The sequence below is a fragment of the Aquimarina sp. MAR_2010_214 genome (genome assembly GCF_002846555.1).
GTDB lineage: Bacteria > Bacteroidota > Bacteroidia > Flavobacteriales > Flavobacteriaceae > Aquimarina.
In genome coordinates, this window is sequence record NZ_PJMS01000001.1 from 3,585,436 (window position 1) to 3,612,292 (window position 26,857).

A 26,857-nucleotide genomic window follows, 5' to 3' on the forward strand; every position below is an offset into this window, starting at 1 on the left:
TTATTGTGCTTTATAGATGAATTATTTATGAATAATTCATCTATATTTGATATATATAGAAAAAGTGAACTAAAAACCTAAAAACACAATTATCCTATGAGTAAAAGAGATGAGTTAATTACAAAATACGCCGCAGATATCAAAGATAAAATTGGGCAAACTCCGGATATGGATCTTTTAACCAAAGTTACAATTGGATGTGGTCCTTCAATTTACAATGCAGATGCTGCTACAGTATCTGGTTCGGATCAAAGTGAATTAGATACAGTAAAGAAAAACTTCTTAATCAAAAAATTAGGTCTTTCTGATGGACCAAAATTAGACGAAGGTATTGCTTCTGTAATTGAAGCTTATGGTAAATCAAACCGTAATAAATATAGAGCGGTTGTTTATTATCTTTTGACAAAACATTTTGGAAAAGAATCTACTTACAAATAGTAGATTGTTTTTATAATTTTAGAATAGTATAGCTATATGATTTATAGTCTGTTAATCTAGAATTATAAGATATGTATGCAAGCTATAAGGCCTTCATTAGTTAGTTGTGAATTTCAAAATTTGTAACAAGTAACTAATGAAGGTTTTTTTGTGAGCAATGTGAGTGCTATAGATCTAAATGCTAAAATTTTTACATTTTTGAAACTTCTTCTTTTATTGCACTTATAAGAAAATCTACATCTTGTTTTTTTCGTGTTGCAATTCTAAAGTGTTGTTTAGTAGAGCCCATTTTATTTTCACAATTTCTAATAAAACAGGATTTATCTTTCAGTAGTCTATTTCTTAATTCTTCTCCGTCGATTTGTGAATCTAATCGAGCAAATATGAAATTTGAATTTGTGGGGAAAACTTTAAAAAAATCTAATTCACTAAAACGATCTGCCAAATACATTGTGTCGTGAATTACTTTAATTCTACTTTCGTCGTATGTTGGTTTTTCTTCTTGTATGAGCATTAATAGCATTTCTGATATTCCATTAATGTTCCAATATGGTAGGTGTTTTTTAAGCTTGTTAATGTTATTTTCATTGCTAATGGCATATCCCATTCTAAGTCCATGTAAACCAACATTTTTTCCTAAACTTTTGATTACCCATGCATTGGAGAATAGATGGACATCATTTTTTATTGTTGGAGGGGTTTTAGAAGAAAAATCAATAAAAGATTCATCAATGATGATGTTATCCAAATGATCTAGTTTACTTAATATAAATAATAGTTCGGTTCTTGAGAAAATAGAACCCGTTGGATTGTTTGGGTTGCAGATAACAGCATTTTTTGCTCCAGATTTTAGTACAGCTTCTACAAATTTCTCTGAAGAGAGTAGTTGATTGTTATCATCACAATATTGTATGGTGTGTAGCTCTATACCTAAGTTTATTGGTTCTTCTATCCATCTTCCAAAAGAAGGTACAGGTACAAATAGGCTATCTTTTATGAATATAGAATTAAGCCAAGAAATGATTTCAGTTGATCCATTTCCTGCAATAATTCTTTTTGGATTTTCAATATTAGAGAAACTTGCAATATATTCTGTGATGTGGTTGTTAGAACTGGGATAATATTTTAAAGCACTCGGTATTTTTTCATATAGACTATCCATTAATGATTTTGAAGGGAAATAAGTATTTACAGGAATACAAAAATCTTTTAACCCGTTTATTTTTTCAAAATTGTCTGTTAGACTTGCATAAGAAGGATTATGAGTTGTTTGGTTAAATAGATTAAGGTCAATGTGTGTATTGTTATTTTTAGGTTTAGGGAGTAAGTGAGTTTTGTGGGTCATCTTTTGTGATTTATGTTTGTTTTCGTATAAACAACAATGTAATTTAGATAGACCCTATTTTTTATTGTAATTTAAATATTGTGTTGGTTTGAAAATTTATTTTTTATGAAGTGGTTTAAACTTTTTTGATTCTGGCGAAGAATAGTTGTTTTTTGATCAATTGAAGTGTTTTTTGCATTTCATAGCAGCGCTACGAAGTAAGAAAAAGACAAAAATTGAATAAAAAAGAGCATTTTTATAGCGAATTGAAAAAAGTTTAAACCACTTCGGTATATAGATTTGTTTATAGAGAAACCGATTTACTTTGTTGATTAAATTTCTTGATGTTCTGTAGTATATTAATCAGGTTAAAAGAATTATATTTGCGCAAAAAAAGAGATATGCTTAAGCTTGGGGAATATAACATGTTAGAGGTTGTTAGAGAAAGGGATCAGGGGATTTATCTTTGTGACGAAGAAGGGGATGAGGTTTTATTACCCAATAAGTATGTACCAGAACAATTTCAAATAAGAGATGTTTTAAAGGTATTTGTGTATTTGGATAGTGCTGAACGTATCGTTGCTACTACTTTAGAACCATTTGCAACTGTAAAATCTTTTGCCTATTTAAAATGTACAAATGTGTCAGAGATTGGTGCTTTTTTGGATTGGGGATTAGAAAAAGATCTTTTTGTTCCTTTTAGAGAGCAATCTTCAAAAATGAGAGTGGGTAGTTGGTATCTTGTTTATGTGTATCTAGATGAAGAAACCAATCGACTTGTTGCATCAAGTAAGACCAATGCTTTTTTAGATAATTCTTTAGTTTTACTGTCTTCATATGATGAAGTTGACCTTATTGCTTCTCATCCTTCACCACAAGGTTGGAATATGATTGTAAATCAAAAACATCTGGGGTTAGTATATGGTGATGAAATTTTTCAAAAGATAACACCAGGAGATCAACTTAAAGGGTTTGTAAAAAAAGTCCGCCCTGATGGAAAGATAGATCTTACATTGCAACGACACGGATTTAGAGGGATAGAACCAAATGCAGAGCAGGTTTTAAAGGAGTTAAAGTCTAGCGGTGGTTTTATTGATCTGAATGATAAATCTGATCCCGAAGATATTAAAGAGGTTTTTCAATTGAGTAAGAAAAGTTTTAAAAAAGCTATCGGATCGTTATATAAAGAAAGAAAAATTATTATCGAGAAAGAAGGAATACGTCTGGTAGAGGAGTAGATCAAAAATATAACTCGAAGTTATAGTTAAAGGAAAAGCTGATTTTATTTGGATTAAATCTAAATAAAAAGTATTTTAGCGGCCGTTAATTATGGAATTAATTTTTTCTTCAACATATTACTCCTCTTATCAATCATCAACAGAGCGATGTTATTATATCGATTTTGGCCATAAAATGGTTAAAATTTCATTCTGTCAATTGCTTAGCTTAAGATATAAAGCAAAACAAATGTCTGCATTTGACTATATAGATAATTTACTTAATCATAATGACACCGTATTATTATCGTTATGCGATAAAGAACATTTAATTTTATTAGACACATTAATGGTGTTGGATTTTGTAGATCTTATGAAAGGAACATTTGCAATGATAGAATTAAATGCTATGCTGGTATCATGATATTTTGATATTAGAATTTAGATTTACTATAAATTGAGTGTCAATTAAGTTTTACATCAGGATTTTTCTATACTTTTATTAGAAATATTGGAAAATGGAAAATCTAACACGACAAGAAATAAGCATTAATCTAGAAGTAATGGATATGCTTAATAAGCAAATAGAAAAAGAACAAAGAGCTTCGTCACTGTATTTAGCGATGGCCTCATGGTGTGATCAAAAAACACTTGTAAATAGTGCTTCCTTTTTTTATAAGCAGGCAGCTGAAGAAAGAGAGCACATGATGAAAATTTTTAAGTTTATTAATGATACAGGAGGATCAGCATACTCTCCAGATGTTTCGAATATAACTCATGAATTTTCTTCTCTTAGAGAAATTTTTGAAACTGCACTAAACCATGAAATATCCATCACACAATCTATATACAAAATTGTTGCAAAATGCAGACAAGTAAATGATTTTGGTTCAGAAAACTTCTTAATGTGGTTTGTAGAAGAACAGCTTGAGGAAGAAGAGACTATTAAAGATATTTTAGATATGTTTGACTTATCAGGGGATATGCCACTTCAATTCATTGATGAAAGAATACCTGTTGGTAAATAACTATACAAAGTAAGTCTGTAACGAAGATGTTTTTGTAGAGATACAAATGTTAATAGGTTAAACCAGTGATAGGATAGAAAGTACCACGATATAAGCTAGCATCCTTATAAGCAGTATTTTTTATACCCCCAATGTTTGTATTAGGGGTGTAACCATTACCATATACCCTAAAACCAGATGTTTTTGGTTGAGGGGTTGTAACATTGTATTTTGATGAAATATCTTTATACTTTGGAGTATCAATATACATTGTGTAGCTTTTTTTAAATGCTTGTTGTCTTAAATCTATGGTTAAATCTACTTTCTGTAATTGATATTTCTCTATTTTATGCTCATTTTTAGTGATAGATAGTGGAGCACTTAATTGCTCCCATTTTATAGAAATTGCATGTATTACATTTTCCTGTCCATAAGATGAAAAACCAATGCCTGCGATAAGTATTGTAAAAAAGAGTTTCATAATGGTAAATATATTATCAATTCAGATAAAACCATCAAAAACTATACTAAAATCTATTTTTTTATTTAAAATAAAATTAAAAATTAGAGGATTTACCCCATAATTGATGCAGTGAGATATCATATATTGTAGTATTTTTGAGAATACAAAAAAACATATTAATGAGTTCAATAGATTGGAAAACTGTAAAAGAATACGAAGACATCACCTATAAAAAATCGGGAGGTGTTGCCCGAATAGCATTTAATAGACCAAATGTACGTAATGCTTTTAGGCCAAATACAACAAGTGAACTTTATGATGCTTTTTATAATGCTCAAGAAGATACATCTATAGGTGTGGTTTTGCTTTCTGCAGAAGGGCCTTCTACAAAAGACGGAGTATATAGTTTTTGTAGTGGAGGAGATCAAAAAGCTAGAGGTCACCAAGGATATGTGGGAGAAGATGGTAGGCACAGGCTAAATATTTTAGAGGTGCAAAGACTTATTAGATTCATGCCAAAAGTTGTTATTGCGGTAGTGCCAGGTTGGGCTGTAGGAGGAGGGCATAGCCTTCATGTTGTTTGTGATCTTACTCTGGCAAGTAAAGAACATGCTATTTTTAAACAAACCGATGCAGATGTAACAAGTTTTGATGGAGGATATGGATCTGCGTATTTGGCAAAGATGGTTGGACAGAAAAAAGCACGTGAAATTTTCTTTTTAGGGAGAGATTACTCTGCGCAAGATGCATATGAAATGGGAATGGTAAATGCTGTAATCCCTCATGATGATCTTGAGGATACTGCATATGAATGGGCAAAAGAAATACTTGAAAAATCACCAACATCTATTAAAATGTTGAAATTTGCAATGAATCTTACAGATGATGGTATGGTAGGGCAACAAGTATTTGCAGGCGAAGCAACACGACTAGCATATATGACAGATGAAGCCAAAGAAGGAAGAGATGCATTTCTTGAAAAACGAAAACCGGATTTCAAAAATATTAAATGGATGCCTTAATTTTGTAAGTACTGATCTTTTCTATATTAGGAGTTATTTTAATATATAATGAACAAGAAAGAAGAAGAGCTTATATCGATGCATTATCAGATGGAAAAAACTGATATTAAACAGCAACGACTGGAGGATCGTCTTATTTCTATTTCTGAAGATTTGAGGAGAAGTAAAAAGAAACGTAATTTTTACTTTGTTTTTATTCTTGTTTTGATGTTGTTGTTAACTACAGGAAGTCTTTATATTATCCTCAATGAAAAAGAACGCTCAGTTGTAAAGAAGTCTTTAGAAGGAGATATGGATGTTCAGCAGCTTATATTTGAAAATGATTCTTTACAAAGAGAAGTAAGTAAGCTTAAAACCGATATTTCTAAATATCAAAATAACGATTTATTAATCAAAACAGGTTCGATAACTTCTCTATCTGATACTATTGAGAATGTAAAGAAAAGAGAAGAACTTGTTGCAGATGCTGAGTCTAAACTAAAATTTGAAAAGAAATATTGTTACATAAACAGGGTTTATAAAAGCAATGATGTTGTTTTTATAGAAGCAGATATAATAGAGTATTATCAGGGTAGAAAAGCAGTTAAAAAAGCTAAAGAATTAGGTGATGCAGAATATGATTTAGATAAAAATGGAGATACATTGTATTTTTTATATAATAATTATTATATTCATAACCAGAGTTCTAAATCTAAAATATTAGAACTTGACGATAAGGCAAGGGTGAAGATTGAGAATATTAATCAGATTTCTTCAGGTTTTCCATTAAAAGCTTTCCAGAAAGTGATTACAGATAAGCCTGTTTTGATTCTGGAAATTAGTAATGGAATAGTATATCGAATAACCGAACAGAAACTCCCTTAAGCATTGTTTGAAATATATCTTTTGGATAATAACTAACTAAACTTTTCAAGTACCCCTACAATGAAAGTTATGAAAGAAGAGGATCTTCTGTCGTTACATTATCAGATAGAAAAAGCCGAAATTAAACAAAAAAAGCTCGAAGATCTTCTGAATGAAGAGTCTGGTAAGCTTAAAAAAAGTAAGAAATCTAATAGACTATTTGGATCATTCTCGCTTGTTCTATTTTTATTAACTATTTTTCTTGTTGCTAATGCTTTTTATTTTAGCAGACCATTATCAAAAAATAGTGAAGCAGAAAATAAAGAACTTTCTGTTATAAAACAAGAGCTAGCCTCTGCCAATAAGAAATTAGAAGTATTAAAAAAAGAAAAAATTAACCTTAAAGAAATCAAAAATCTATATTTATATAGAAGTTTGATTAAAAAAGATACAGTGTATTCAGTGCAATTAAAAGCATTTAATGCAAAAAACACTCCTGCTATTTCTAAGAAGTTTACAAATACACTTATTTATAGTGATACTTCATTCTATAAAATGAGTTTAGGTATTTTTGAAACCCTAGTTGAAGCTCAGGATTTTAGAAAAACACTTATAGCCTCTGGATTTGATAAGAGAATATTTGTAATATCCTATAAAGATGGAAAACGATTAAAAATTGAAGATTTTCAATAGTTAATTATCTTAATTTAGGAAAATTAGCAGGGTCTACTTCATGTATAATGTCATATACGGTTTCGAATATGTCTTCTATTGAAGGTTTACTAAAATAATCTCCATCAGTTCCAAAAGCAGGTCTGTGTGGCTGCGCACTTAAGGTTTGTGGTTTGCTGTCTAAATATTGATATACATTTTGTTCATCAATCAATTTGTGTAAAATATATCCTGTAGCGCCACCCGGTACATCTTCGTCAATGATCAATAATCGGTTAGTTTTAGTAATACTTTTTACAATATCGTGGTTTAGATCAAAAGGAAGTAAAGATTGTACATCGATTACTTCGGCATTAATTCCTACAGATAATAATTCTTTTGCAGCTTGTTCAACCAATCGCAATGTAGATCCGTAGGATACTAAAGTAATATCTGTTCCTTCTTTAATTGTTTCAACGATGCCAATTGGTGTTCTAATTTCTGATAAATTAGAAGGTATTTTCTCTTTTAGACGATATCCGTTAAGACATTCTACAACTAGAGCAGGTTCATCGCTATCCATTAATGTATTGTAAAAACCTGCAGCTTTGGTCATATTTCGAGGTACAAGAATATGGATACCTCTTAGTAGGTGAACAAGACCGCCCATTTGAGAACCAGAATGCCAGATTCCTTCTAATCTGTGTCCTCGGGTTCTGATTACTAAAGGAGCTTTTTGTTTTGCAAAAGTCCTATATCGTAACGTGGCAAGATCATCACTTAATCCTTGTACACAATATAGAATGTAGTCTAAGTATTGGATTTCTGCAATAGGTCTTAGTCCTCGCATAGCCATTCCAATTCCTTGTCCTATTATTGTAGCTTCTCTAATTCCGACATCAGATACCCTAGTTTCTCCAAACTTTTCCTGAAGTCCCTCAAGTCCTTGATTTACATCACCAATTTTACCGCTATCTTCTCCAAAAATAAGAGCTTCGGGGATTCTACTAAATAATTTTTCAAAGTTGTCTCTTATAATAACTCTACCATCAACTAGTGGTGTGTTGGCATCATATTGAGCTTTTACTTCTTCAATATGTATAGCATTAGAGTCATTTTCATTGTATAGGTGGCTACTGTATTTTGGTTGAATACGAGAAATGTAATTATTTATCCATTCCTGTAGAGTAGATTTTTCTACAAAGTTTTCTTTGGTAATATATTGTAATGTTTTTCTTGTTACCTCAAGGATATCTTTACGTATTGGTTCTTCTTTGGATGCTAAAACATTAATCAGAGGAGAAATAAAGTTTTTATTTGCACTTTTATTTTCTACTGATTTAAGAATTTCTAATGCTTCTTTTTGCTCTGATTTGATTTCTGATAAATAAGCATTCCAAGATTCATTTTTTCCTTTTCTTACCTCTTTTTTTGCTGTCTTTTCAAAATCCAGAAGTTCTTCTGCTGATGCAATATTATGTTCAATGATCCATTCTTTAAACTTTTTATTGCAATCATACTCGCGTTCCCAATTTAATCGTTCTTCACTTTTGTATCTTTCGTGAGATCCAGAAGTGGAGTGTCCTTGTGGTTGTGTTAACTCTTTAACATGAATGATAACTGGAATATGCTTTTCACGTGCTAGTTTCTCAGCTTTTTCATAGGTGTCCATGAGTGCAGGGTAGTCCCAACCGTTAACTTTTAATATTTCATAGCCTTCATGATTTTCATCACGTCTAAAACCTTCTAGAATAAGAGAAATATCTTCTTTAGTAGTTTGATGTTTTGCATGAACAGAGATACCGTATTCATCATCCCATACACTAACAACCATTGGTACTTGTAGAACACCTCCTGCATTAATAGTCTCCCAAAATAGGCCTTCACTGGTACTTGCATTACCAATAGTTCCCCAGGCTACTTCGTTTCCTTGAATTGAAAAATTAGAATGATTAGAAACACCTTTTTCGTTACGATACACCTTTGATGCTTGAGCTAGACCTAATAATCTAGGCATTTGACCAGCAGTAGGAGAGATATCTGCACTCGAATTCTTTTGTTGTGTTAGGTTTTTCCATGTGCCATCTTCATTAAGACTATGTGTTGAAAAATGCCCTCCCATCTGTCTTCCTGCAGCAAAAGGTTCTTTGTTAATATCTGTATGGGCATATAATCCAGCAAAGAATTGCTCTACAGTATATTGATCAATAGCCATCATAAATGTTTGATCTCTGTAGTATCCTGATCTAAAATCACCATCACGAAAAACTCTAGCCATCGCAAGCTGCGGTAATTCTTTTCCTCCTCCAAAAATTCCAAACTTAGACTTACCCGTCAATACTTCTCGTCTTCCTAGCAAACTACATTCTCTACTAATCAATGCTATTTTGTAGTCTCTAAGTATTTGATCTCTATATTCTTCGAATGAAATATTAGATGAAGTAATGGTTTCAGGCTGCATGTGAACGATGTTTTAATGTTTTGCAAATTTAGCTAAAATACTAACCATTTGCAAGGCTGAAACTCTTAATTTTTTTGAATATAATTCATTAAAACTATGGTTTTGTTGATGAATTGTAGTTTTTGAACAATATTTTAAGGATTGGTTAACAAATATTCAAAATTTTCACATTTATTTTTTAAGTGTTTTTTTATAAAGAAATTAATACCATTCTCTAGTAAAAAGACCTATTAGTGTTTCTGGGCTTAATGTTATGATAAATCGAATTTGTTGTTCATAATTTGGTTGTGATATTTCCCATCCTTTATTAGATACTATAGGGAAAAACACCTCAAAATAATCTGCAACTAAACTGAGTCGTACTCCTGCATCGTAGACAAATTTTGGAGAGATTTTTTTATTTTTCACCAATCCTACATCTCCATACATATAAATCCATTTCCATAAATTAGTATTTGCATTTAAGGTAGTGATCCATTGATTTGCAAATGAGTATTCTAGTTGAGATTTAAACCCTCCTTCAGCCAAAATTATCTGTTGACTTACGAGTCCAGTGTTTTCACTACGTCCCAGATAATTGTAATCGAATAAATAATCTGTTGGTCTGTCCAGGGCAAAACTAAAGAAATTGCCATCCTTTTCTTCTGTATCATTAAAGATAAAAGATCCTGCGAATAAACGTAAATTTAGTTGTCTGTTATTAAGGAATAACTTTCTGTAATTAACGGTAGCTGATAGCTTGCTAAAGTTTTTTGATACTTGATAATCAATTGTATATCCTAAAAAGTTGATAAGATTGAAATCAGAATATTTATACCTTGCATTGAATACATTATAATCAGGGGTTGCTACAGGGTTTTCTTCACTTCGATCTCTAAAAACATTTACATTCCTGATATGAAGTCTCTGCTTTTTATTAGATCTAAGGTCTTTAGGTCTAAAATGAAAACTTAAAGAAGCAGAAAAACGTTTAAATAATAAATCGGGGGCATAGCTATACATGCTACCATTTACCCCATACCGTACTTTATATAATCCATAATCTGAAAGTTGTTGTCTACAGAAGATAGATGCTGATCCTAATAGTTTTTTAGATTTAAAACCATAAGCAGGAGATAAGTTATATTGAAAATTTCTTTTTATAAAAGATTTGTTGTAAAATTTTGAAGCTAACGTAAAACCATCATATACATTAAACTCTATTTCTGGAATAAAAAATACTTGAGTATATCTTGGGTCTTCTATATCCTGTAAAAATCTAAATTGTATAGGTTTGTTAAATATCCATTTTAGATTTCTATAATTATTACGTCTGTTTACTTCTGGGACGTTTTGATCATAATCCAAGACTAGTTTGCTAATATCTTCATTGGGAATCTTTACCTTTTTGGTTCCAGTAATGCCCATAACCCATGTTTTTGAAACTATATCTTTTTTTCTAAATCCATAGAGAGAAATTGGCATTGTATTGTTGCCTTTATTTTTGATCGTAACTTCAATCGAATCTTTTCTCTTTTTAACGGATTTTATTTTGAAGTCAAGTTTTTCATTGGTTTGCACATAATCTTCAAAAAACCATTCTATATCCAGAGGAGCTATGTTGGTAAGCACCTTTTTGTATTTGTCAGAATTTGTATATTTTAATACATTTTGAGTGTAAAAATCTTTAATACTCTGATCAACAATATTATCATCGCCTAAGTAATCTTCAAGATATTTAAATCCTACTCCCGCTTTATACGCATTTGCTATGTTCTTATTAAATTTTACCAACTCATCTTGAGGCTGTAAAAGAGGTTGATCTAAAAACAATCGAGCCATATTTTTATAGGCTAAGAAGTATTGGTCATTAAAATCTAGGTCTGCCGCATGAAACCATCGTATACCGATTACTTTACTAAGTTTACCGATAATTTTCATCTCAGGATAATATTGCTCTGTGTATGCCATCATTAAATAGATGTGTATGGCATCTTTTACCCAGGCATCATATCGAGGGTTTATAATAAGTGTTCTTTCTAGAAAATTTTCAGTAATTGTTTTAAGTTGTTTTATTTCAAATTGAAAACCATCAGGAAAAGGCCTTAATATATCTGGTAATTGATTTAATCCATATACGGGATTATTTTTATAATCATTTTCGGAAATTACAATTTTATCAAAAGGATATGGCCCTAATTTTTTTTGTAAAAAACCAATAATTCTATCGGTTGCTACCGATTTCATTTCTGGCATTAAATCATTATCATCTATATTGCTTATAAATTGTACACCGTCAGAAGAGAAACTGTAGAAAGATGATGTTCTTTCTATGTATAAATTTACTTCGTTTCTCTTGTTACCTTTGAGTTGTATGGTTTTGGTTGTTTCGTCATCTGATAAAATGCTATTCTTCTGTTGTAGATCACTAACTATTTCATATGTAGAGGGTAAAGTGAAGTTAAGTTGATAATCTGCTATGGGAGCATATAGATCATCAAGATTTTTATGACTATAGATATTCCATTTTGTATCATATACAGCAGGAAGAATATACCAGTATTTTAAACTAAAATTTCCATTTGCATGATATCCATATCTAGTAAATTTGTTACTGGGAATTTTGATTTGATATTTTAATAGAAAAGTTTGATTTTCTCCTGGATAAATAGGTTTAGAAGATTTTATCCATATAATATCCTGGGTTCCTTCGTGTCGTCCCCATTGTAAAGATTGTAATTCTTTATTGCTAACATTTTGAATTATGGTTCTTCCTCGCTCTTCATCTTTGGCAAAATAAAACCGTTTTATAAAATCTTCTGCAAATCTTTTACCAAGAGGAGTGGTCTTATCAGAGAAGCTATTGGCCCAATCATGAAAAAATACTTTTGTAAGTGTATCTTTTGACGAATTTGTATATGTAATTTCCTGCTCTATAGTTACTATCTTTTTTTTGGTATTCAGGTTAGCATTTATAATGATATTGTGCTGTGCAAACCCTGCAGTAAGTGCAAAAAAGATAATTACAAAACTATATATTTTTAAAATATTCAATTTTTATATTTAATTATAGGCATTTTTAATAGATAAATCAAAAAGGAATAATGTTACCTGTCTGAAGTTATCTATCAAAACTTTATTACTTATAACAATGCCTTGCTATGATATTTTCCAAAACCGATTTATATTAGTGATTGATTGATTATAAAATGAATTAGAAATTCGGACTTAAATTGTACTGAGTATAGAACTTATCTAAAATTCCTAATACTTCGCCTGGGGTGTCTACAATATGTATTAAATCTAAATCTCCCGGGCTTATATTTCCGAATTTTTGTAGCAATGTACTTTTTATCCAATCAATTAGTCCACCCCAAAATTCAGTACTTACTAATATAATTGGGAATTTCGCAATTTTTTTGGTTTGTATTAATGTTATTGCTTCAAATAATTCATCTAAAGTTCCAAACCCTCCTGGCATAACTACAAATCCTTGAGAATATTTTACAAACATCACTTTACGTACAAAAAAATAGTCAAAATCCAGGCTTTTATCGCTATCGATGTATGGATTATCATGTTGTTCAAAAGGTAAATCTATGTTAAGTCCTACAGAAGTTCCTCCTCCCAGATGTGCTCCTTTATTTCCTGCTTCCATTATACCGGGACCACCACCAGTGATAACTCCGTAACCTTGATCTACAATTTCTTTGGCCACATCTACAGCTAGTTGATAGTATTTATCATCTGTTTTTGTGCGGGCAGATCCAAAAATAGATACACAAGGTCCTATTTTACTCATTTTTTCAAACCCATTAACAAATTCTCCCATAATCTTGAAGATTGCCCATGAATCATTTGTTTTTATTTCATTCCAGCCTTTATGGTGTTGCTCTTTTCTCATAAATTTATTTTTTAATATTGTCTACTTACAGTTCTTTCTTTAAAAACTGTGCAGTATAGCTTTTTTTATCTTTTATAATTTCTTCTGGTGTTCCCTTAGCTACGATTTTCCCTCCATTTTTTCCTCCTTCATATCCAATATCAACAATATAATCGGCCATTTTGATTACATCCATATTGTGTTCAATAATTAGAACTGTATTTCCTTTATTTACTAATTCATTTAGTACTTCCATCAAAACACGAATATCTTCAAAATGAAGACCTGTCGTAGGTTCATCAAGAATATAAAAAGTGTTACCAGTATCTCTTTTTGATAATTCTGTCGCTAGTTTGATACGTTGTGCTTCCCCTCCGGATAATGTAGTCGATTGTTGCCCAAGAGTAATATATCCTAATCCAACATTTTGGATGGTTTTTAATTTTCTTGAAATCTTAGGGATATGCTCAAAAAATAAGCAGGATTCATTGATTGTCATTTCTAAGACATCAGAGATAGATTTTCCTTTATATCGAATTTCTAAGGTTTCTCTATTGAATCGTTTTCCCTGGCAGGTTTCACATTCTACATATACATCGGGTAAGAAATTCATTTCTATTACTCTTAATCCACCACCTTTACAGGTTTCACATCTTCCTCCTTGAACATTAAAGCTGAAACGTCCCGGTTTATATCCGCGAATCATAGCTTCGGGAGTTTTAGCAAATAGACTTCGTATTTCAGAAAACACCCCCGTATATGTTGCAGGATTAGATCTTGGTGTGCGACCTATAGGAGATTGATTAATGTCAATTACTTTATCCGAGTGTTCGAGACCTTTGATGCTTTTATATGGCATTGGTTTTTTTACACCATTAAAATAATACGCATTTAGGATAGGGTAGAGTGTCTCGTTAATGAGTGTAGATTTTCCACTACCCGAAACTCCAGTAATGGCAACCATCTTACCTAAAGGAATATCGATAGATACATTCTTTAAATTATTTCCTGTAGCTCCTTTTAGTGAAATAGTTTTTCCATTCCCTTTTCTTCGTTTGGCAGGGGTTTCGATTTGCTTTTTACCACTTAAATAATCAGCTGTTAGTGTATCGTGTTTTTGTAATTCTTCGGGAGTACCTTCACTAATAATTTCTCCACCGTGTTTTCCTGCCAAAGGACCTATGTCGATAACATGATCAGCACGTTCAATCATATCTTTATCATGCTCTACAACGATAACAGAATTACCAATATCCCGTAACTGAATTAATGAGTTGATTAGTTTCTGGTTATCTCTCTGGTGTAAACCAATACTGGGTTCATCCAGAATATATAAAACTCCTACGAGTTGCGAACCGATTTGAGTAGCTAGCCGTATACGCTGCGCTTCACCACCAGAGAGTGATTTACTACTTCGGTTTAAAGATAAATAGGTGAGCCCTACATCTACCAAAAACTGAAGTCTGGCATTAATTTCTTTTAATATTTCTCCTGAAATCTTGTTTTGCTTTTCGCTTAAATGCTCGGGAAGAGATTTAAACCAATCGGAAAGTTCATTAATATCCATTGCAGATAATTCTGCTATATTTTTTGTATTTACTTTAAAATATAAGGACTCTTTACGCAATCTTGATCCTTCACAAGACGGGCATTGGATATTATCCATAAAATCTTTGGCCCATCTTCGTAATGAAGTAGAGTCATTGTTTTTATATGTATTATCAATAAATGTAGCTACGCCTTCAAAATCAATTTTATAGTCTCTGGTAACTCCAAGAGATTTACTGTTTATGGTAAACTTTTCTTTTCCACCATGAAGGATGATTTGCATGGCTTCTTTAGGGATCTTTTTTATAGGATCACTTAATTTAAAATCATAGCGTTGTGCGATTAGTTCTAATTGCTTAAAAATCCAATTGTTTTTTTGAGGTCCTTGCGGAACTAACCCTCCATTTTTTATGGATTTAGAATCATCTGGAATAATCTTTTTTAAGTTTACTTCATACAAATTTCCGATACCATTACATTTAGGGCAAGCTCCTTTTGGAGAGTTAAATGAAAAATTATTAGGCTCTGGATTAGGATATGAAATACCACTAGATGGGCACATTAAATTTCGACTGAAAAAGCGTACCTCTTGAGATTCTTGTTCGATTACCATCAATACATCATTACCATGGTACATTGCAGTATTGATCGTTTCCATCAAGCGTTTTGAATTATCTTGATCCTTATTAACCATTAATCGATCTATAACGATTTCGATATCATGAGTCTTATAACGGTCAAGCTTCATACCTTTGGTGATATCTTTAATCTCTCCATCAGTACGCACTTTTACAAAACCTTGTTTTGCAATTTGTTCAAATAATTCTCGATAGTGTCCTTTTCTAGAACGAACGATAGGGGCTAGGATGCTTATTTTCTTTTCAGCAAAATCTTTTAAGATTAGATTCTTGATCTGCTCATCACTATAGCTTATCATTTTTTCTCCTGTATTATAGCTATAGGCATCACTTCCTCTGGCGAACAATAATCTAAGGAAATCATAAATTTCGGTAATGGTTCCAACGGTACTACGTGGGCTCTTGCTGGTAGTTTTTTGCTCTATTGCAATAACAGGAGAAAGACCATCAATTTTATCTACATCTGGTCGTTCTAATCCTCCCAAAAATTGTCTTGCATAGGCAGAAAAAGTTTCTATATAACGTCGTTGTCCTTCGGCATAGATAGTATCAAAGGCCAAAGAAGATTTACCTGATCCTGATAAACCAGTTATCACTACCAATTTTTCACGAGGTATGGTAACGTCGATGTTTTTCAAGTTATGAACACGCGCTCCTAAAACTTCAATATTTTCTTCTGATGCAACCATAAATTTTAAACCAAGATTGCAAATGTAGTTATTTGATAGCGTTTTGTGAAATAGGTTTTGCTTCGGTTTTACTAAATACGTGTTATTTTTTAATGAAGTGAAAATAACAAAGTACTTCTGTAGTAAAAAGAGATACGAATTTATAGTTAATAATGATTATAATAATAGGGTGAAATCAATTTCATATAGGAAGATATATATCATAACAAGATGATTGATTTTGTATTGGGTCATAACATGATTTAGGACGCTTTATACGTGTTATTGGACATGTAATAGTTGTTGAAACCCATTTTTTTCTTCAAGTTTGTATTAACTTTTATTAACTACACAAATTCATTCTTAATGTTATTATTACAATCTACAAGACCATCTGCAGTGTATACTGTTAAAATAACAGCCACTGATATTACTTCGCATGATCTGCAAAAAAATTATCTCGCTTTGGGATGTTATTCAATTTCTTATCTTAAATAAGTTTGTTGTAACGGTGAGATATAGATGATCTTGTGGATTATTCTTCATGAATTCTACGATTGTTTCTTTTAGATTAGAATCAAATTTTTAACTAACACATACAAACTCTTTGAAGTTTTAACTATTGATAGTATAAATAGCCCAATGGAGTCAATAGAGGAATTCTTCGAAATTAAAACTATTCACGATGAAAAACATGTTCAAAATTGCAATTACCTTTTTTATGGTAATAAATTTTATGCATGCTCAACAGCAGCATAAACCTAATGAGCTGGTAAAACAGCAAAAAACAATGGGTTCTGATTTTCAAGACGTTAATTTGTTTAGTTTAATAACTGCTAAACAAAAAGCAAATGTTCAATTGCCAAAAGAGGTTAAAGATTATACTTTATTTTCTTTAGATACTAAAAAGTTGGTATCTATGAAGTCTAATGCTCCCAAAACTATGAATTTGGAAATACCAGGGCAAAAATCTTCTATGGTATTAGAATTAGTTAAGGTAGATATCGCTACAGATGACTTTAAAACTGTAGAAATGCCTTCTGGTAAAGTTGTTAAATCAGATAATACTCTTTCTCATTATAGAGGAGTAGTGCGCGGTAAAACAAATTCTATTGCGGCCGTTAGTTTATTAAACGGCGAAGTTTCTGGTATCATTAGTATTGATGGAGGAAACGGAAACCTTGTTATGGGGCGACTAGAGAACAGCTCAGAACATATCATATATGAGGATAATAACTTACTTCATTTACAAGATTTCACTTGTAATACTGAATTGGATTATGAAGGTTATACAAAAGAAGAGCTTTCGGATAATCCTTCTACCAGTAAAGCAGCAGAAAAGTGTGTTAAAGTATATTTTGATATAGGAAATGATGTTGTAACAGATAAAGGAGGAAGCCAGCAGGCATCTGATTATCTGCAATCAATATTTAATCAGGTAGCTATATTGTATTCGAATGATAACGTGACTGTAAAAATATCACAGATAAATGCGTGGACTTCTCAAAACCCTTTTAGTGGGTTATCTGATTATTCAAGTTATAGAAAGCAAAATGGTCTTAATGGAGCAGATCTTGGGCATTTTGTAACGTATGACTTCTCTGGTGGAGTAGCGTATTTAGGTGGTGTTTGCCAATCTAATTATAGATTTGGAGTTTCTGGTATTAATAAAACTTTTAGTAATGTACCAACATACTCATTTTCTGTAATGGTAATTGCTCATGAAATGGGACATAACCTAGGTTCTAGTCATACTCATGCTTGTGTTTGGAATGGCAATAATACAGCTATTGATGGTTGCTATAATGTAGAAGGTAGTTGTTCTACACCAGCAGTCCCATCAGATGGAGGTACTATTATGAGTTATTGTCACCTTACTAATTCAGGAATTAATTTTACTAAAGGATTTGGTACCCAACCGGGTAATGTGATTCGTAATAAAATTAGTTCTTCAAGTTGTCTTCAGACATGTGGTACTACTGGATGTAATACTGGTGATTCTGCAACTGTAACGTTTAACAATAATACAGATTGTACTTTAGAGTATTTTACAAATAATAGTTCTCAGTTTTCGATTAATTCTGGTCAGACCAGACAGGTATCAACTACACGAGGAGCAAGTTGGGAAGCTAAAAAATCATCTAATACTGTAGTGAACTCTTTTACAGTTCAATGTGGTCAAGATAGTTATGCTTCTACTGGTAATTGTAGTGATGGTGGAGGAATCACCTGTGAGGGAGTACAGCCATATTCTAGTGGTACAACATACTCTGCAGGAGATCGAGTTACCTATCAAGGTAATTTATTTGAGTGGACAGGTTCTAGTTGGACAGATCTTGGTCCATGTCCAACTACTCCAAATGATCCATGTGCAGGAGTACAGCCACATTCTAGTGGTACAACATACTCTGCAGGAGATCGAGTTACCTATCAAGGTAATTTATTTGAATGGACAGGTTCTAGTTGGAAAGATCTTGGTTCTTGTGGGGCTGCTACTCGAGTTTCTCTACAAAGAGGTGAGATTTTGAAAGAACTAAGTATCAAAACGTATCCAAATCCAGCTGATGAAGTTCTTACTATTGAAGTTAGTAATGTATTAAATACTTCTTCTACATTATCGATTAAAGATATTAATGGTAGGGTCTTAAGAGTTATTGATTTAGATACTCCTCCAGGAGGGAAAGATCGTCATACAATAGATGTTAGTACGCTCTCACCGGGAATGTACTTTGTTCAGGTAACGGATTCTAAAAAGACAGTTACTCAAAAAGTATCTATAAAATAATTAGAATATAATATTTGGGCTATTTATAGGGGTGAAACATAACGTTTTGCCCCTTTTTTATTTTAGTCATTCCAGGTTTTGAGATCACTAATAGGGATTCCGAAACCAAGTAATTTATGGTGTTGAGAGAAATGAGCCCCTGTTTTTGTGATAGTCCAGTTTTCCCAGGTGGCTTCTAGACCTCCAATCGGAATGATAGATACCCACATTTTGTAACTTATCGGTCTGTAGTTTGTATCTACTTTCCAAAGATAAGAATCTCCTGGAGTAGTTCCTCCAGATTGATAGGTTACTAATAATCCTTTAGTATTATCTTTTATAGTTACTACTTTACGAATTACTCCTTTATCAAAAAGCTTATGAGGAGCAACCAGCCAAAAGGAATCATTGTTAAAATTCACCAATGCTTTTTCTATCATTTTTTTCTTTTCCTGATCATTAAAATACAATGTACTTAGTATTTCATTTTTTTCTGGTGAATCTAAATGTAGAAGCACTGAGTGATCATCTATTTTTACCGTCACGATATTTAATTTTTTATTCCAGAGATAATGATTTTTATTTCTAAAAGTCCATTTTAGATAATCTGTATTTAAATAGTTATCGTGCTTAACAGCATCTAGTATTTTTAATGCAAACTCATCGGCTTCCTGACCAGGTTTTCCTTCAGGAAGTTTTTCATGTAAAGAGAAATACAAGGTTGCAATAGTAATAATCAACAATGTAAGTATGCTTAGTAGTAGTATTTTAAGAAGCTTAATAAGTTTTTTTCTCAAAGGATTACGATTTTTTACATTTTATCTTTTACGAATGTAATGAAATACTAAGAATGAGATCTTTTTCAATATTAAGTTTACTTGTTTTAATGAATAACATTAGTACATATGCTTGTGTAAACCGCATGGATTTGCTGTAAAGTGTTATAAATTAGTTATGTAATATGTTATCGTAAGTGTTTAAAGAGAGGCGTAATACTCAAAAGAATTAAGAATTAATTCGTCTGATACAATACAGTTATATTTTGCATCACCAATAGTATTTAACAGAACAAAGTAAATATTTCCTTTCTCATTCTTTTTATCATGAATAAGAAGTTCCATAATTCTTTTATAATCTCCTGAATCAATATCTATTTTTGGAAATGTAGCCAAAATTACAGAGCTGATATATTGCAAATCTCCTTCGGTTAAGGATAGCAGTTTTGTAGATAAATAAGCTTCCATAATCATTCCTATGGCAATTGCCTCACCATGTAGTAGTGTAGATTTTTCTGGATGAGTTAGATAAAAAGATTCAATAGCATGACCTAGTGTATGACCAAAGTTTAGAAACTTACGAACATTTTGCTCGGTAGGATCTTCAGAAACAATTTTATTTTTAATCACAACAGAATCATAGATCATTTGATCCAGATCTTCAAAATTAAGTTGAGAAAGATCACTTATTTTTTTCCAATAATTTCGATCTTGAATGAGTCCGTGTTTCAGCATTTCTGCAAATCCACTGCACATTTGATTTACCGGTAGAGTTGCTAGATATTCTGTGTCTACAAGAACCATTTCTGATTCACTGATCACACCCACCATATTTTTTAAATTTCCTAAATCCACTCCTGTTTTTCCTCCTACAGAAGCATCTACCATTGCCAGTAGCGAAGTCGGAATATTGATATAGCTAATCCCTCTTTTGTAGGTGCAAGCTATAAAACCACCTAGATCTGTAATAACTCCACCACCTAGATTAATCATTAAACTTTTTCTGTCCATACCTAATTCAGAAAGAGCATTCCAGATACCACTACATGTTTCTATATTCTTATGAATTTCACCATTTTCTATTTCAATAACCTCGATATCATATTCTTTCTCAATCTTACTCATCAATAAAGACAAACAATGCTCATGGGTGTTATCATCCACCAGGATACATATTTTTGAATGGTTGGCTGTTGAAAGATATGTATTCAATGCAGTGTAACATTCTTCTCCAAAATACACAACAGAGTCTTTAGAAACTATGGGCTTCATATAGTATTAAATTATTGGGTGCGAAATTAAGCAGAATTTATAATAAAATAAACTCGCAAGTTCTATATTTGCAGATATCTTAAAATAAATGCAATGTATGCATAGAAATTTATCATATTTCTAGGTGCATATTTTTAAAATTAACTTTTGATGAACCAAGACAATTTGTTCGATAATACTGAGATTGCTTTTACCTTAAAAAGTGACTCAGAGCTAGAAAGAGCGTACTTTCTGTTTAAAATGATTTCTAATGAACCTTTGGTTAGAATAGGAACTGCGGTTACAAATTTTGCTATAAAAGCACATTTGCCAGTTCAAGGGTTGATAAGAGCAACTGTTTTTGATCATTTCTGTGGTGGGGTTAGTGAAGAAGATTGCTTATCGGTAGTAGATAAAATGTATAACAAGAAGGTATGTTCTGTATTAGATTATTCGGTAGAAGGAAAAGAAGAAGAAGCACAATTTGATGCAGTATTAGAAAAAACAATGACACTCCTTGAGTTTGCAGATCAAAAAGATGCAATGCCTTTTGGGGTATTTAAACCTACGGGATTTGGGCGTTTTTTAATTTGGCAAAAGAAAACCGAAGGTGTTGTTTTAACAAAAGAAGAGGAAAAGGAGTGGGAGCGGATCGAAGAGCGTTTTGATATGGTGTGTAAAAAAGCCTATGATTGCGATGTAGCTTTGTTAATTGATGGAGAGGAAAGCTGGATGCAAACCGCAGCAGATGAACTGGTGGCTAAAATGATGAGGAAGTATAATAAAGAAAAAGCTATAGTGTATAATACATTACAATTGTATAGACACGATCGCCTGGAGTACTTACAAAAACTACATGAAGAAGCAAGAGTATATGATTTTAAGATAGGTATAAAAATCGTTCGTGGGGCATATATGGAAAAAGAAAACGAACGTGCTAGTGAAAAAGGATATCCTACACCTATTTGTAAAGATAAAGAACATACAGATCAGAACTTTGATACTACAATGAAATATATTCTTGAAAACATAGATGATATCTCTATTTTTATAGGAACGCATAATGAAGAGAGTAGTTATCTGGCGATGAAGCTAATGGCAGAACTTAATATTGCTAAAAATGATTTTAGAGTTTGGTTTGGTCAATTGTATGGAATGAGTGATCATATTAGTTTTAATCAGGCAGTAGAAGGGTATAATGTGGCAAAATACTTGCCTTTTGGCCCTGTACGTGATGTAATGCCCTATCTAATTCGAAGAGCAGAAGAAAATACCTCGGTTGCCGGACAAACTAGTAGAGAATTGAATTTACTTTCTCAAGAGAAAAAAAGAAGAAAATTGTAGATGTATCTTAGAAATTTTGAAAAGATGAATATGCAGTAAAGTGGGGATACAGCTTTTATAAGCTAAAGAATATAAAAATGAATCTAAACCAAGTTACCATCCCATCCCTCGATGTTGAAACATCTATTTCTTTTTATAAGAAATTAGGATTACATCTTATTGTTGAATCATTACCAAATTATGCTCGTTTTGAATGTATAGAAGGTGATGCTACTTTTTCTATTCATTTGGTTGATGCATTGCCTGACAATGATGGAGTACATGTATATTTTGAAACAGAAAAATTAGATAAAGAAGTAGAGCGACTTATAAATGAAGGAATAGACTTTGATTTATTACCAACAGATCAACGTTGGTTATGGCGGGAAGCAAGACTCAAAGATCCCGATGGAAACCTAATCATTTTATATTTTGCTGGAGATAACAGAAAAAATCCACCCTGGAGGATAAACTAACGCATTGACATTCAATTTTTATGAGTAACCCAATAATCGATCAAACCTTTGAAAACCAGGATTTTTCTAGTCAAAAATTAACATCAAGGGAATATGATAATTGCACATTTATAAATTGTAATTTCTCTAAGACAGATATGTCTGTAGTTACTTTTTTAGAATGTAGGTTTGATACCTGCAATTTTAATGCGGTAATGATGAAAGAGACTTCTCTTCAGGAGGTTGTTTTCGAGGCTTGTAAAATGTTGGGTTTAGATTTTAGTACATGCAACGATTTTTTATTTGAAGTAAAATTTAATCACTGCAACCTTGATTACACATCTTTTTATGGGTTTTCTATGAAAAATACTACGTTTAACGATTGTAGTTTAAAAGAAGCAGATTTTACAGATGCTAACCTTACTGGTTCAATATTTTCTAACGGTAATTTATCAGGAGCTATTTTTGAAAGAACTATTGTAGAGAAAGTTGATTTTAGAACCGCTAAAAACTTTACAATTGATCCAGAAATCAATCAATTAAAGAAAGCGAAATTTAGTACATTAGGACTTATAGGACTGTTAACAAAATATGATTTGATTGTAGAATAAACATTATTTAATTAAGTATAAGTAGTTTTTGTTTTAAAAAATATTAATTTTGAATACTACTTTTCGTATATAAAAAATACCCAGAATCTCTATGTTTAAATTTCAAAAGAAGTACTTTTTTTTAACAATTTTTATCTTTTTGATTGAAATTCTGATAGCACTTTTTGTAGATGATAAGATTATTCGCCCATATTTGGGAGATACTATTGTTGTAATACTGATCTATTGTTTTTTTAGGAGTTTTTTAAAAGGAAAAGCAAGACTAATTGCAATAGGTACTTTACTTTTTTCATATACAATTGAAATTTTACAGTATTTTAATTTTGTAGAAGTTTTGGGATTAGGGCATTATAAATTAGCAAGAATTATATTGGGTAATTCTTTTTCATGGTTAGATATGCTTTCTTATACTTTTGGGTTTATCATAGTAGTTTGGTTAGATAAAATACAATTAAATAAACGAGAAGTGAAAGTAAGCTAATACTAGTTTTTTATTTTGTAGGTTTTATAGTATCAAATATAGTTGTCAACCTGTCAATAACTTCACGAATCTCTTCTTCGTTTAATGAAGCGAATCCCATTCTGATTCCGTTATGTCTTGAGTTGTCATTATCATAACGACGCCAGTCTGGATTAAGCTCCAGACCTAATTTTCCTGATTCGTTACAGATGGTATCCCAATCGTATGTTTTGTGTAGTTTTATCCATATTGCCATTCCGCCTTTAGGGATTTCAAAATCAAAATAATCACCTAGTTTTTCTTTTAGTAGAGAACAAAACAAATCTCTTCGACTTTTATAAATCTTTAATACTTTATTACTGTGTCTTTGTACATCCCCTGTACTAATCATTTGAGCTAAGGTTTGTTCTAATAGCGCATCACCTTGCCGGTCGATAATTCGTCTTAGCCTCGCAGCTTCGTCAACAAAATCTTTTGGTGCAATTAAATACCCTATCCGTATAGCAGGAGCTATGATTTTGGTAAAACCACCGATATAGATTACATTTCCGTGGTTATCATTACTGGCTAAGGGTAAAATTGGAGCATTGCTGTAATGAAAATCATAGTCATAATCATCTTCAATGATTGCAAAGTTATAGTGCTGAGCCAATTGCAATAAGTGCATACGTCGTTCTGCAGAAAGCGTTACTGTAGTAGGATGATGGTGGTGTGAAGTAGCATATACGGCATTGATTCTTTTTGTTTTACATAAGTTTTCGATGGCATTTGTGTCTAGACCTTGGCTATCTACAGGTACTTGCTCTATATGGGCCCCTGCTTCTTTAAATGTGTTATCCGCAGTCATGTAATTAGTATTACCAACAACGATAACATTGTTTTTAGAGGAAAGTAGTAATTGACCATTTAAATAAATCCCCATTTGGCTTCCGCGTGTAATCAAAATATTATCAATAGTAATATGTAATCCTCTGGTTTGATTAAGATAAGTAACCAAAGCTTTTCTAAGTTCTAAATTTCCATGCGGAGAACTATAGGTCAGTAAATTTTCATGATGACTTTTTTTAGTGATATTTCGGTATATTTTTGCAATTTCCTCTATAGGGGCTAATCTATGATCAGGGCATCCATCATCAACGACTAGCATTTTTTGATTGATTTTATTCTTAGATTTTCGTATTAAATGTGGTCGAGTTAGGAATGAGAAACCGCTTTTCTCTTTTCTGTTGTTTTTAAGAGTAGGTTCAACAAAACTTTTAGGGTTAATTATAGGTAGAGAACTGCTAACAAAAGTGCCTTTTGTTGGAATAGTCTCTACCCACCCTTGCGAAATGAGTTCTTCATATGCCGAGATTACTGTTTTGCGATGAATATTAAGATCATCAGCGAGTTTTCTAGACCCTGGTAATTTTGTAGAAGGAGGTAGTTTTCCAGATTTTATAAATCCAATAACCTGATCACATAATTGAAGGTATAAATTACGATTACTATTTCTTATAAGAACTATGTTGTTTTTAAATGGAAACAAAACTGGACTACTGATTATTTATAAACTGGATTGTTTTAACGTACCATAAAACTATTATTTTTGAGTGAGAAATAAAAAAAATTATGGCAGAATATTCAATTTCAGGACTTAATAAGGTAGTTCGAGGACCAAAAAGAGCAAATTATGATATAGATACTATTAATACTATATTAGATGATGCATTTTTATGTCACATAGGGTATGTGTATAATAATCAAGCTATTGTGATCCCTACAGCATATGCCAGAAAGGATGATAAAATTTATATACACGGATCACTTAAAAACCGAATGATGTTAAGCTTATTAGACGCAGGAGAGGCAAGTGTATCGATAACACATCTTGATGGGTTGGTATTGGCAAGGTCTGCTTTTCATCATTCTGCAAATTACAGATCGGTCAATATATTTGGTAAAGTGAAAAAAGTAGAAGATCATCAAGAAAAAATGAATGCTCTGGAGTATATACTAAATCATATGATTCCTGATCATTGGAACAATGTAAGACAACCAAACGAAAAGGAATTTAAGGCAACTTTGGTATTAGAGATTACTATAGAAACAGCTTCGGCAAAAATAAGGGCAGAAGGAGTGAATGATGAACCTGCCGATCTCAATTTGCCAATATGGGCAGGGGTAATTCCTATCAAACAAGTAGCTTTTGAAGCAATTTCAGATACTGATCTACCAAAAGATATAGAAGTACCAAAAGCAGTGCTAAACTATGTAAGGAATAATAAAAGATAAAAATTTGATTAAGGAAAAATTCCTCTTGTGTACTTGGTACAAGACTTTTAATAATAAAAATCAAAATGAAGAAAATAGGACTCGTTGGAGGAATTAGTTGGACTTCAACTTTAGATTATTACAAATATATTAATGAAGGGATTAATCAGAAATTGGGTGGTTTGGAATCGGTAGAATGTATAATATACTCTTTAAATTTTGCAGATGTTCAGAGAAAAACCTGGACAAATTCTTTTGATCTCATATATAAAGCATGTAAAAGTTTAATTTCTAGTGGTGTAGATGCAATTGCATTATGTGCTAATACGGCTCATTTATTTGCGGATGAAATACAATCTAAAATTAATGTTCCAATAATTCATATTGTCACAAATACAGCGCATGCAATAAAAAACCAAAAACTGTCTAGAGTTGCATTATTGGGAACTAAATTCACAATGGAAATGAATTTTTACAAAAAAAAATTAGAAGAAAACAATATAGAAGTTTTGATTCCCAAAGAAAAAGCTGATATAGATACAATTCAATATATAGTGAAAGAGGAACTTGGCAAAGGACTTGTTGTAGGAGAATCTAGAAAAAAAATGATTCAGGTTTCAGAACAATTAATTCAAAGAGGAGCCGAGGGAATTGTTTTAGGATGTACAGAAATTCCTATGTTAATTGGAAAAAACGATTTTACGATACCTGTTTTTGATACAGTAAAAATTCATGTTGATAGTATTATAGATTTTGTATTGGATACAAAAAATAGTTACCTATAAGATAATGTAAGACAACCAAACGAAAAACGAAAAATAA

General features: G+C 31.8%; 23 protein-coding genes. 14 read left to right on the forward strand and 9 right to left on the reverse strand.

Features of this window, described 5'->3' with window-relative positions:
• Positions 1-96: 96 nt before the first annotated feature.
• Complete coding sequence (locus tag ATE84_RS15365; protein ID WP_101448799.1) at positions 97-438, forward strand: DUF2853 family protein; 342 nt, start codon at positions 97-99, stop codon at positions 436-438.
• 190 nt (positions 439-628) lie between these two features.
• On the opposite strand, the gene ATE84_RS15370 is transcribed toward ATE84_RS15365, so the two are convergent.
• A complete protein-coding gene (locus ATE84_RS15370) occupies positions 629-1,783 on the reverse strand; it encodes a histidinol-phosphate transaminase (protein WP_101448800.1) in 1,155 nt (384 codons plus the stop codon).
• Positions 1,784-2,163: 380 nt separating this feature from the next.
• On the opposite strand from ATE84_RS15370, the gene ATE84_RS15375 reads away from it, so the two are divergent.
• The 3 genes from ATE84_RS15375 (at position 2,164) to ATE84_RS15385 (ending at position 4,007) form a co-directional block, all read left to right on the forward strand.
• Positions 2,164-3,000, forward strand: coding sequence for a S1 RNA-binding domain-containing protein (locus ATE84_RS15375; RefSeq protein ID WP_101451059.1), 837 nt, complete (start codon positions 2,164-2,166; stop codon positions 2,998-3,000).
• A 229-nt stretch (positions 3,001-3,229) separates the two neighbouring features.
• The gene (locus tag ATE84_RS26610) at positions 3,230-3,403 is read left to right on the forward strand and encodes a hypothetical protein (protein ID WP_233195823.1); all 174 of its coding nucleotides are present in this window, start codon (positions 3,230-3,232) and stop codon (positions 3,401-3,403) included.
• A gap of 94 nt (positions 3,404-3,497) precedes the next feature.
• Positions 3,498-4,007: a ferritin gene (locus ATE84_RS15385; RefSeq protein ID WP_101448802.1), complete on the forward strand. Its 510-nt coding sequence runs from the start codon at positions 3,498-3,500 to the stop codon at positions 4,005-4,007.
• A 49-nt stretch (positions 4,008-4,056) separates the two neighbouring features.
• On the opposite strand, the gene ATE84_RS15390 is transcribed toward ATE84_RS15385, so the two are convergent.
• Positions 4,057-4,467, reverse strand: coding sequence for a hypothetical protein (locus ATE84_RS15390; RefSeq protein ID WP_101448803.1), 411 nt, complete (start codon positions 4,465-4,467; stop codon positions 4,057-4,059).
• Positions 4,468-4,628: 161 nt separating this feature from the next.
• On the opposite strand from ATE84_RS15390, the gene ATE84_RS15395 reads away from it, so the two are divergent.
• Genes ATE84_RS15395 through ATE84_RS15405 form a run of 3 tightly spaced genes read left to right on the forward strand, consistent with a single transcriptional unit; the run spans position 4,629 to position 7,007 of the window.
• Positions 4,629-5,471 carry a 1,4-dihydroxy-2-naphthoyl-CoA synthase gene (locus ATE84_RS15395; protein ID WP_101448804.1) on the forward strand — a complete coding sequence of 281 codons (843 nt, stop codon included), beginning with the start codon at positions 4,629-4,631 and terminating at the stop codon, positions 5,469-5,471.
• Between the two features lie 48 nt (positions 5,472-5,519).
• Positions 5,520-6,335 carry a hypothetical protein gene (locus ATE84_RS15400; RefSeq protein ID WP_101448805.1) on the forward strand — a complete coding sequence of 272 codons (816 nt, stop codon included), beginning with the start codon at positions 5,520-5,522 and terminating at the stop codon, positions 6,333-6,335.
• A 60-nt stretch (positions 6,336-6,395) separates the two neighbouring features.
• Positions 6,396-7,007, forward strand: a complete 612-nt coding sequence (locus tag ATE84_RS15405) for a hypothetical protein (protein ID WP_101448806.1) — start codon at positions 6,396-6,398, stop codon at positions 7,005-7,007.
• A 4-nt stretch (positions 7,008-7,011) separates the two neighbouring features.
• On the opposite strand, the gene ATE84_RS15410 is transcribed toward ATE84_RS15405, so the two are convergent.
• The 4 genes from ATE84_RS15410 to uvrA form a co-directional block, all read right to left on the reverse strand.
• Positions 7,012-9,426: a thiamine pyrophosphate-dependent enzyme gene (locus ATE84_RS15410; protein ID WP_101448807.1), complete on the reverse strand. Its 2,415-nt coding sequence runs from the start codon at positions 9,424-9,426 to the stop codon at positions 7,012-7,014.
• A 201-nt stretch (positions 9,427-9,627) separates the two neighbouring features.
• A complete protein-coding gene (locus ATE84_RS15415) occupies positions 9,628-12,459 on the reverse strand; it encodes a metalloprotease (protein WP_101448808.1) in 2,832 nt (943 codons plus the stop codon).
• A gap of 160 nt (positions 12,460-12,619) precedes the next feature.
• Entirely contained in the window at positions 12,620-13,309 is a 690-nt protein-coding gene (locus tag ATE84_RS15420; RefSeq protein ID WP_101448809.1) for a TIGR00730 family Rossman fold protein, read from the reverse strand.
• A gap of 25 nt (positions 13,310-13,334) precedes the next feature.
• Positions 13,335-16,163, reverse strand: a complete 2,829-nt coding sequence (gene uvrA, locus ATE84_RS15425; RefSeq protein WP_101448810.1) for an excinuclease ABC subunit UvrA — start codon at positions 16,161-16,163, stop codon at positions 13,335-13,337.
• A gap of 664 nt (positions 16,164-16,827) precedes the next feature.
• Between uvrA and ATE84_RS15430 the strand changes: the two genes are divergently transcribed.
• Positions 16,828-18,927 (forward strand): M12 family metallo-peptidase, encoded by a 2,100-nt coding sequence (locus ATE84_RS15430; protein ID WP_101448811.1) that lies wholly within the window; start codon positions 16,828-16,830, stop codon positions 18,925-18,927.
• 62 nt (positions 18,928-18,989) lie between these two features.
• Here the strand turns inward: ATE84_RS15430 and ATE84_RS15435 are convergent, their stop codons facing one another.
• Complete coding sequence (locus ATE84_RS15435) at positions 18,990-19,703, reverse strand: hypothetical protein (protein ID WP_143273651.1); 714 nt, start codon at positions 19,701-19,703, stop codon at positions 18,990-18,992.
• A gap of 180 nt (positions 19,704-19,883) precedes the next feature.
• Entirely contained in the window at positions 19,884-20,954 is a 1,071-nt protein-coding gene (aroB, locus tag ATE84_RS15440; protein WP_101448813.1) for a 3-dehydroquinate synthase, read from the reverse strand.
• A 150-nt stretch (positions 20,955-21,104) separates the two neighbouring features.
• Here aroB and ATE84_RS15445 point away from each other — a divergent pair, with 150 nt between their 5' ends.
• The 4 genes from ATE84_RS15445 (at position 21,105) to ATE84_RS15460 (ending at position 23,803) form a co-directional block, all read left to right on the forward strand.
• Positions 21,105-22,277, forward strand: a complete 1,173-nt coding sequence (locus tag ATE84_RS15445; RefSeq protein WP_101448814.1) for a proline dehydrogenase family protein — start codon at positions 21,105-21,107, stop codon at positions 22,275-22,277.
• A gap of 77 nt (positions 22,278-22,354) precedes the next feature.
• Positions 22,355-22,732, forward strand: a complete 378-nt coding sequence (locus tag ATE84_RS15450) for a VOC family protein (protein ID WP_101448815.1) — start codon at positions 22,355-22,357, stop codon at positions 22,730-22,732.
• A gap of 20 nt (positions 22,733-22,752) precedes the next feature.
• On the forward strand, positions 22,753-23,322 hold the full coding sequence (locus ATE84_RS15455) for a pentapeptide repeat-containing protein (RefSeq protein WP_101448816.1): 570 nt from the start codon (positions 22,753-22,755) through the stop codon (positions 23,320-23,322).
• Positions 23,323-23,461: 139 nt separating this feature from the next.
• Positions 23,462-23,803: a DUF2809 domain-containing protein gene (locus tag ATE84_RS15460; protein ID WP_233195824.1), complete on the forward strand. Its 342-nt coding sequence runs from the start codon at positions 23,462-23,464 to the stop codon at positions 23,801-23,803.
• A 10-nt stretch (positions 23,804-23,813) separates the two neighbouring features.
• On the opposite strand, the gene ATE84_RS15465 is transcribed toward ATE84_RS15460, so the two are convergent.
• Positions 23,814-25,310 (reverse strand): PLP-dependent aminotransferase family protein, encoded by a 1,497-nt coding sequence (locus ATE84_RS15465; RefSeq protein ID WP_101448818.1) that lies wholly within the window; start codon positions 25,308-25,310, stop codon positions 23,814-23,816.
• An 83-nt stretch (positions 25,311-25,393) separates the two neighbouring features.
• On the opposite strand from ATE84_RS15465, the gene ATE84_RS15470 reads away from it, so the two are divergent.
• Both ATE84_RS15470 and ATE84_RS15475 read left to right on the forward strand, forming a co-directional pair.
• Positions 25,394-26,056, forward strand: coding sequence for a pyridoxamine 5'-phosphate oxidase family protein (locus tag ATE84_RS15470; protein ID WP_101448819.1), 663 nt, complete (start codon positions 25,394-25,396; stop codon positions 26,054-26,056).
• A 65-nt stretch (positions 26,057-26,121) separates the two neighbouring features.
• Entirely contained in the window at positions 26,122-26,820 is a 699-nt protein-coding gene (locus tag ATE84_RS15475; protein WP_101448820.1) for an aspartate/glutamate racemase family protein, read from the forward strand.
• Positions 26,821-26,857: the final 37 nt, after the last annotated feature.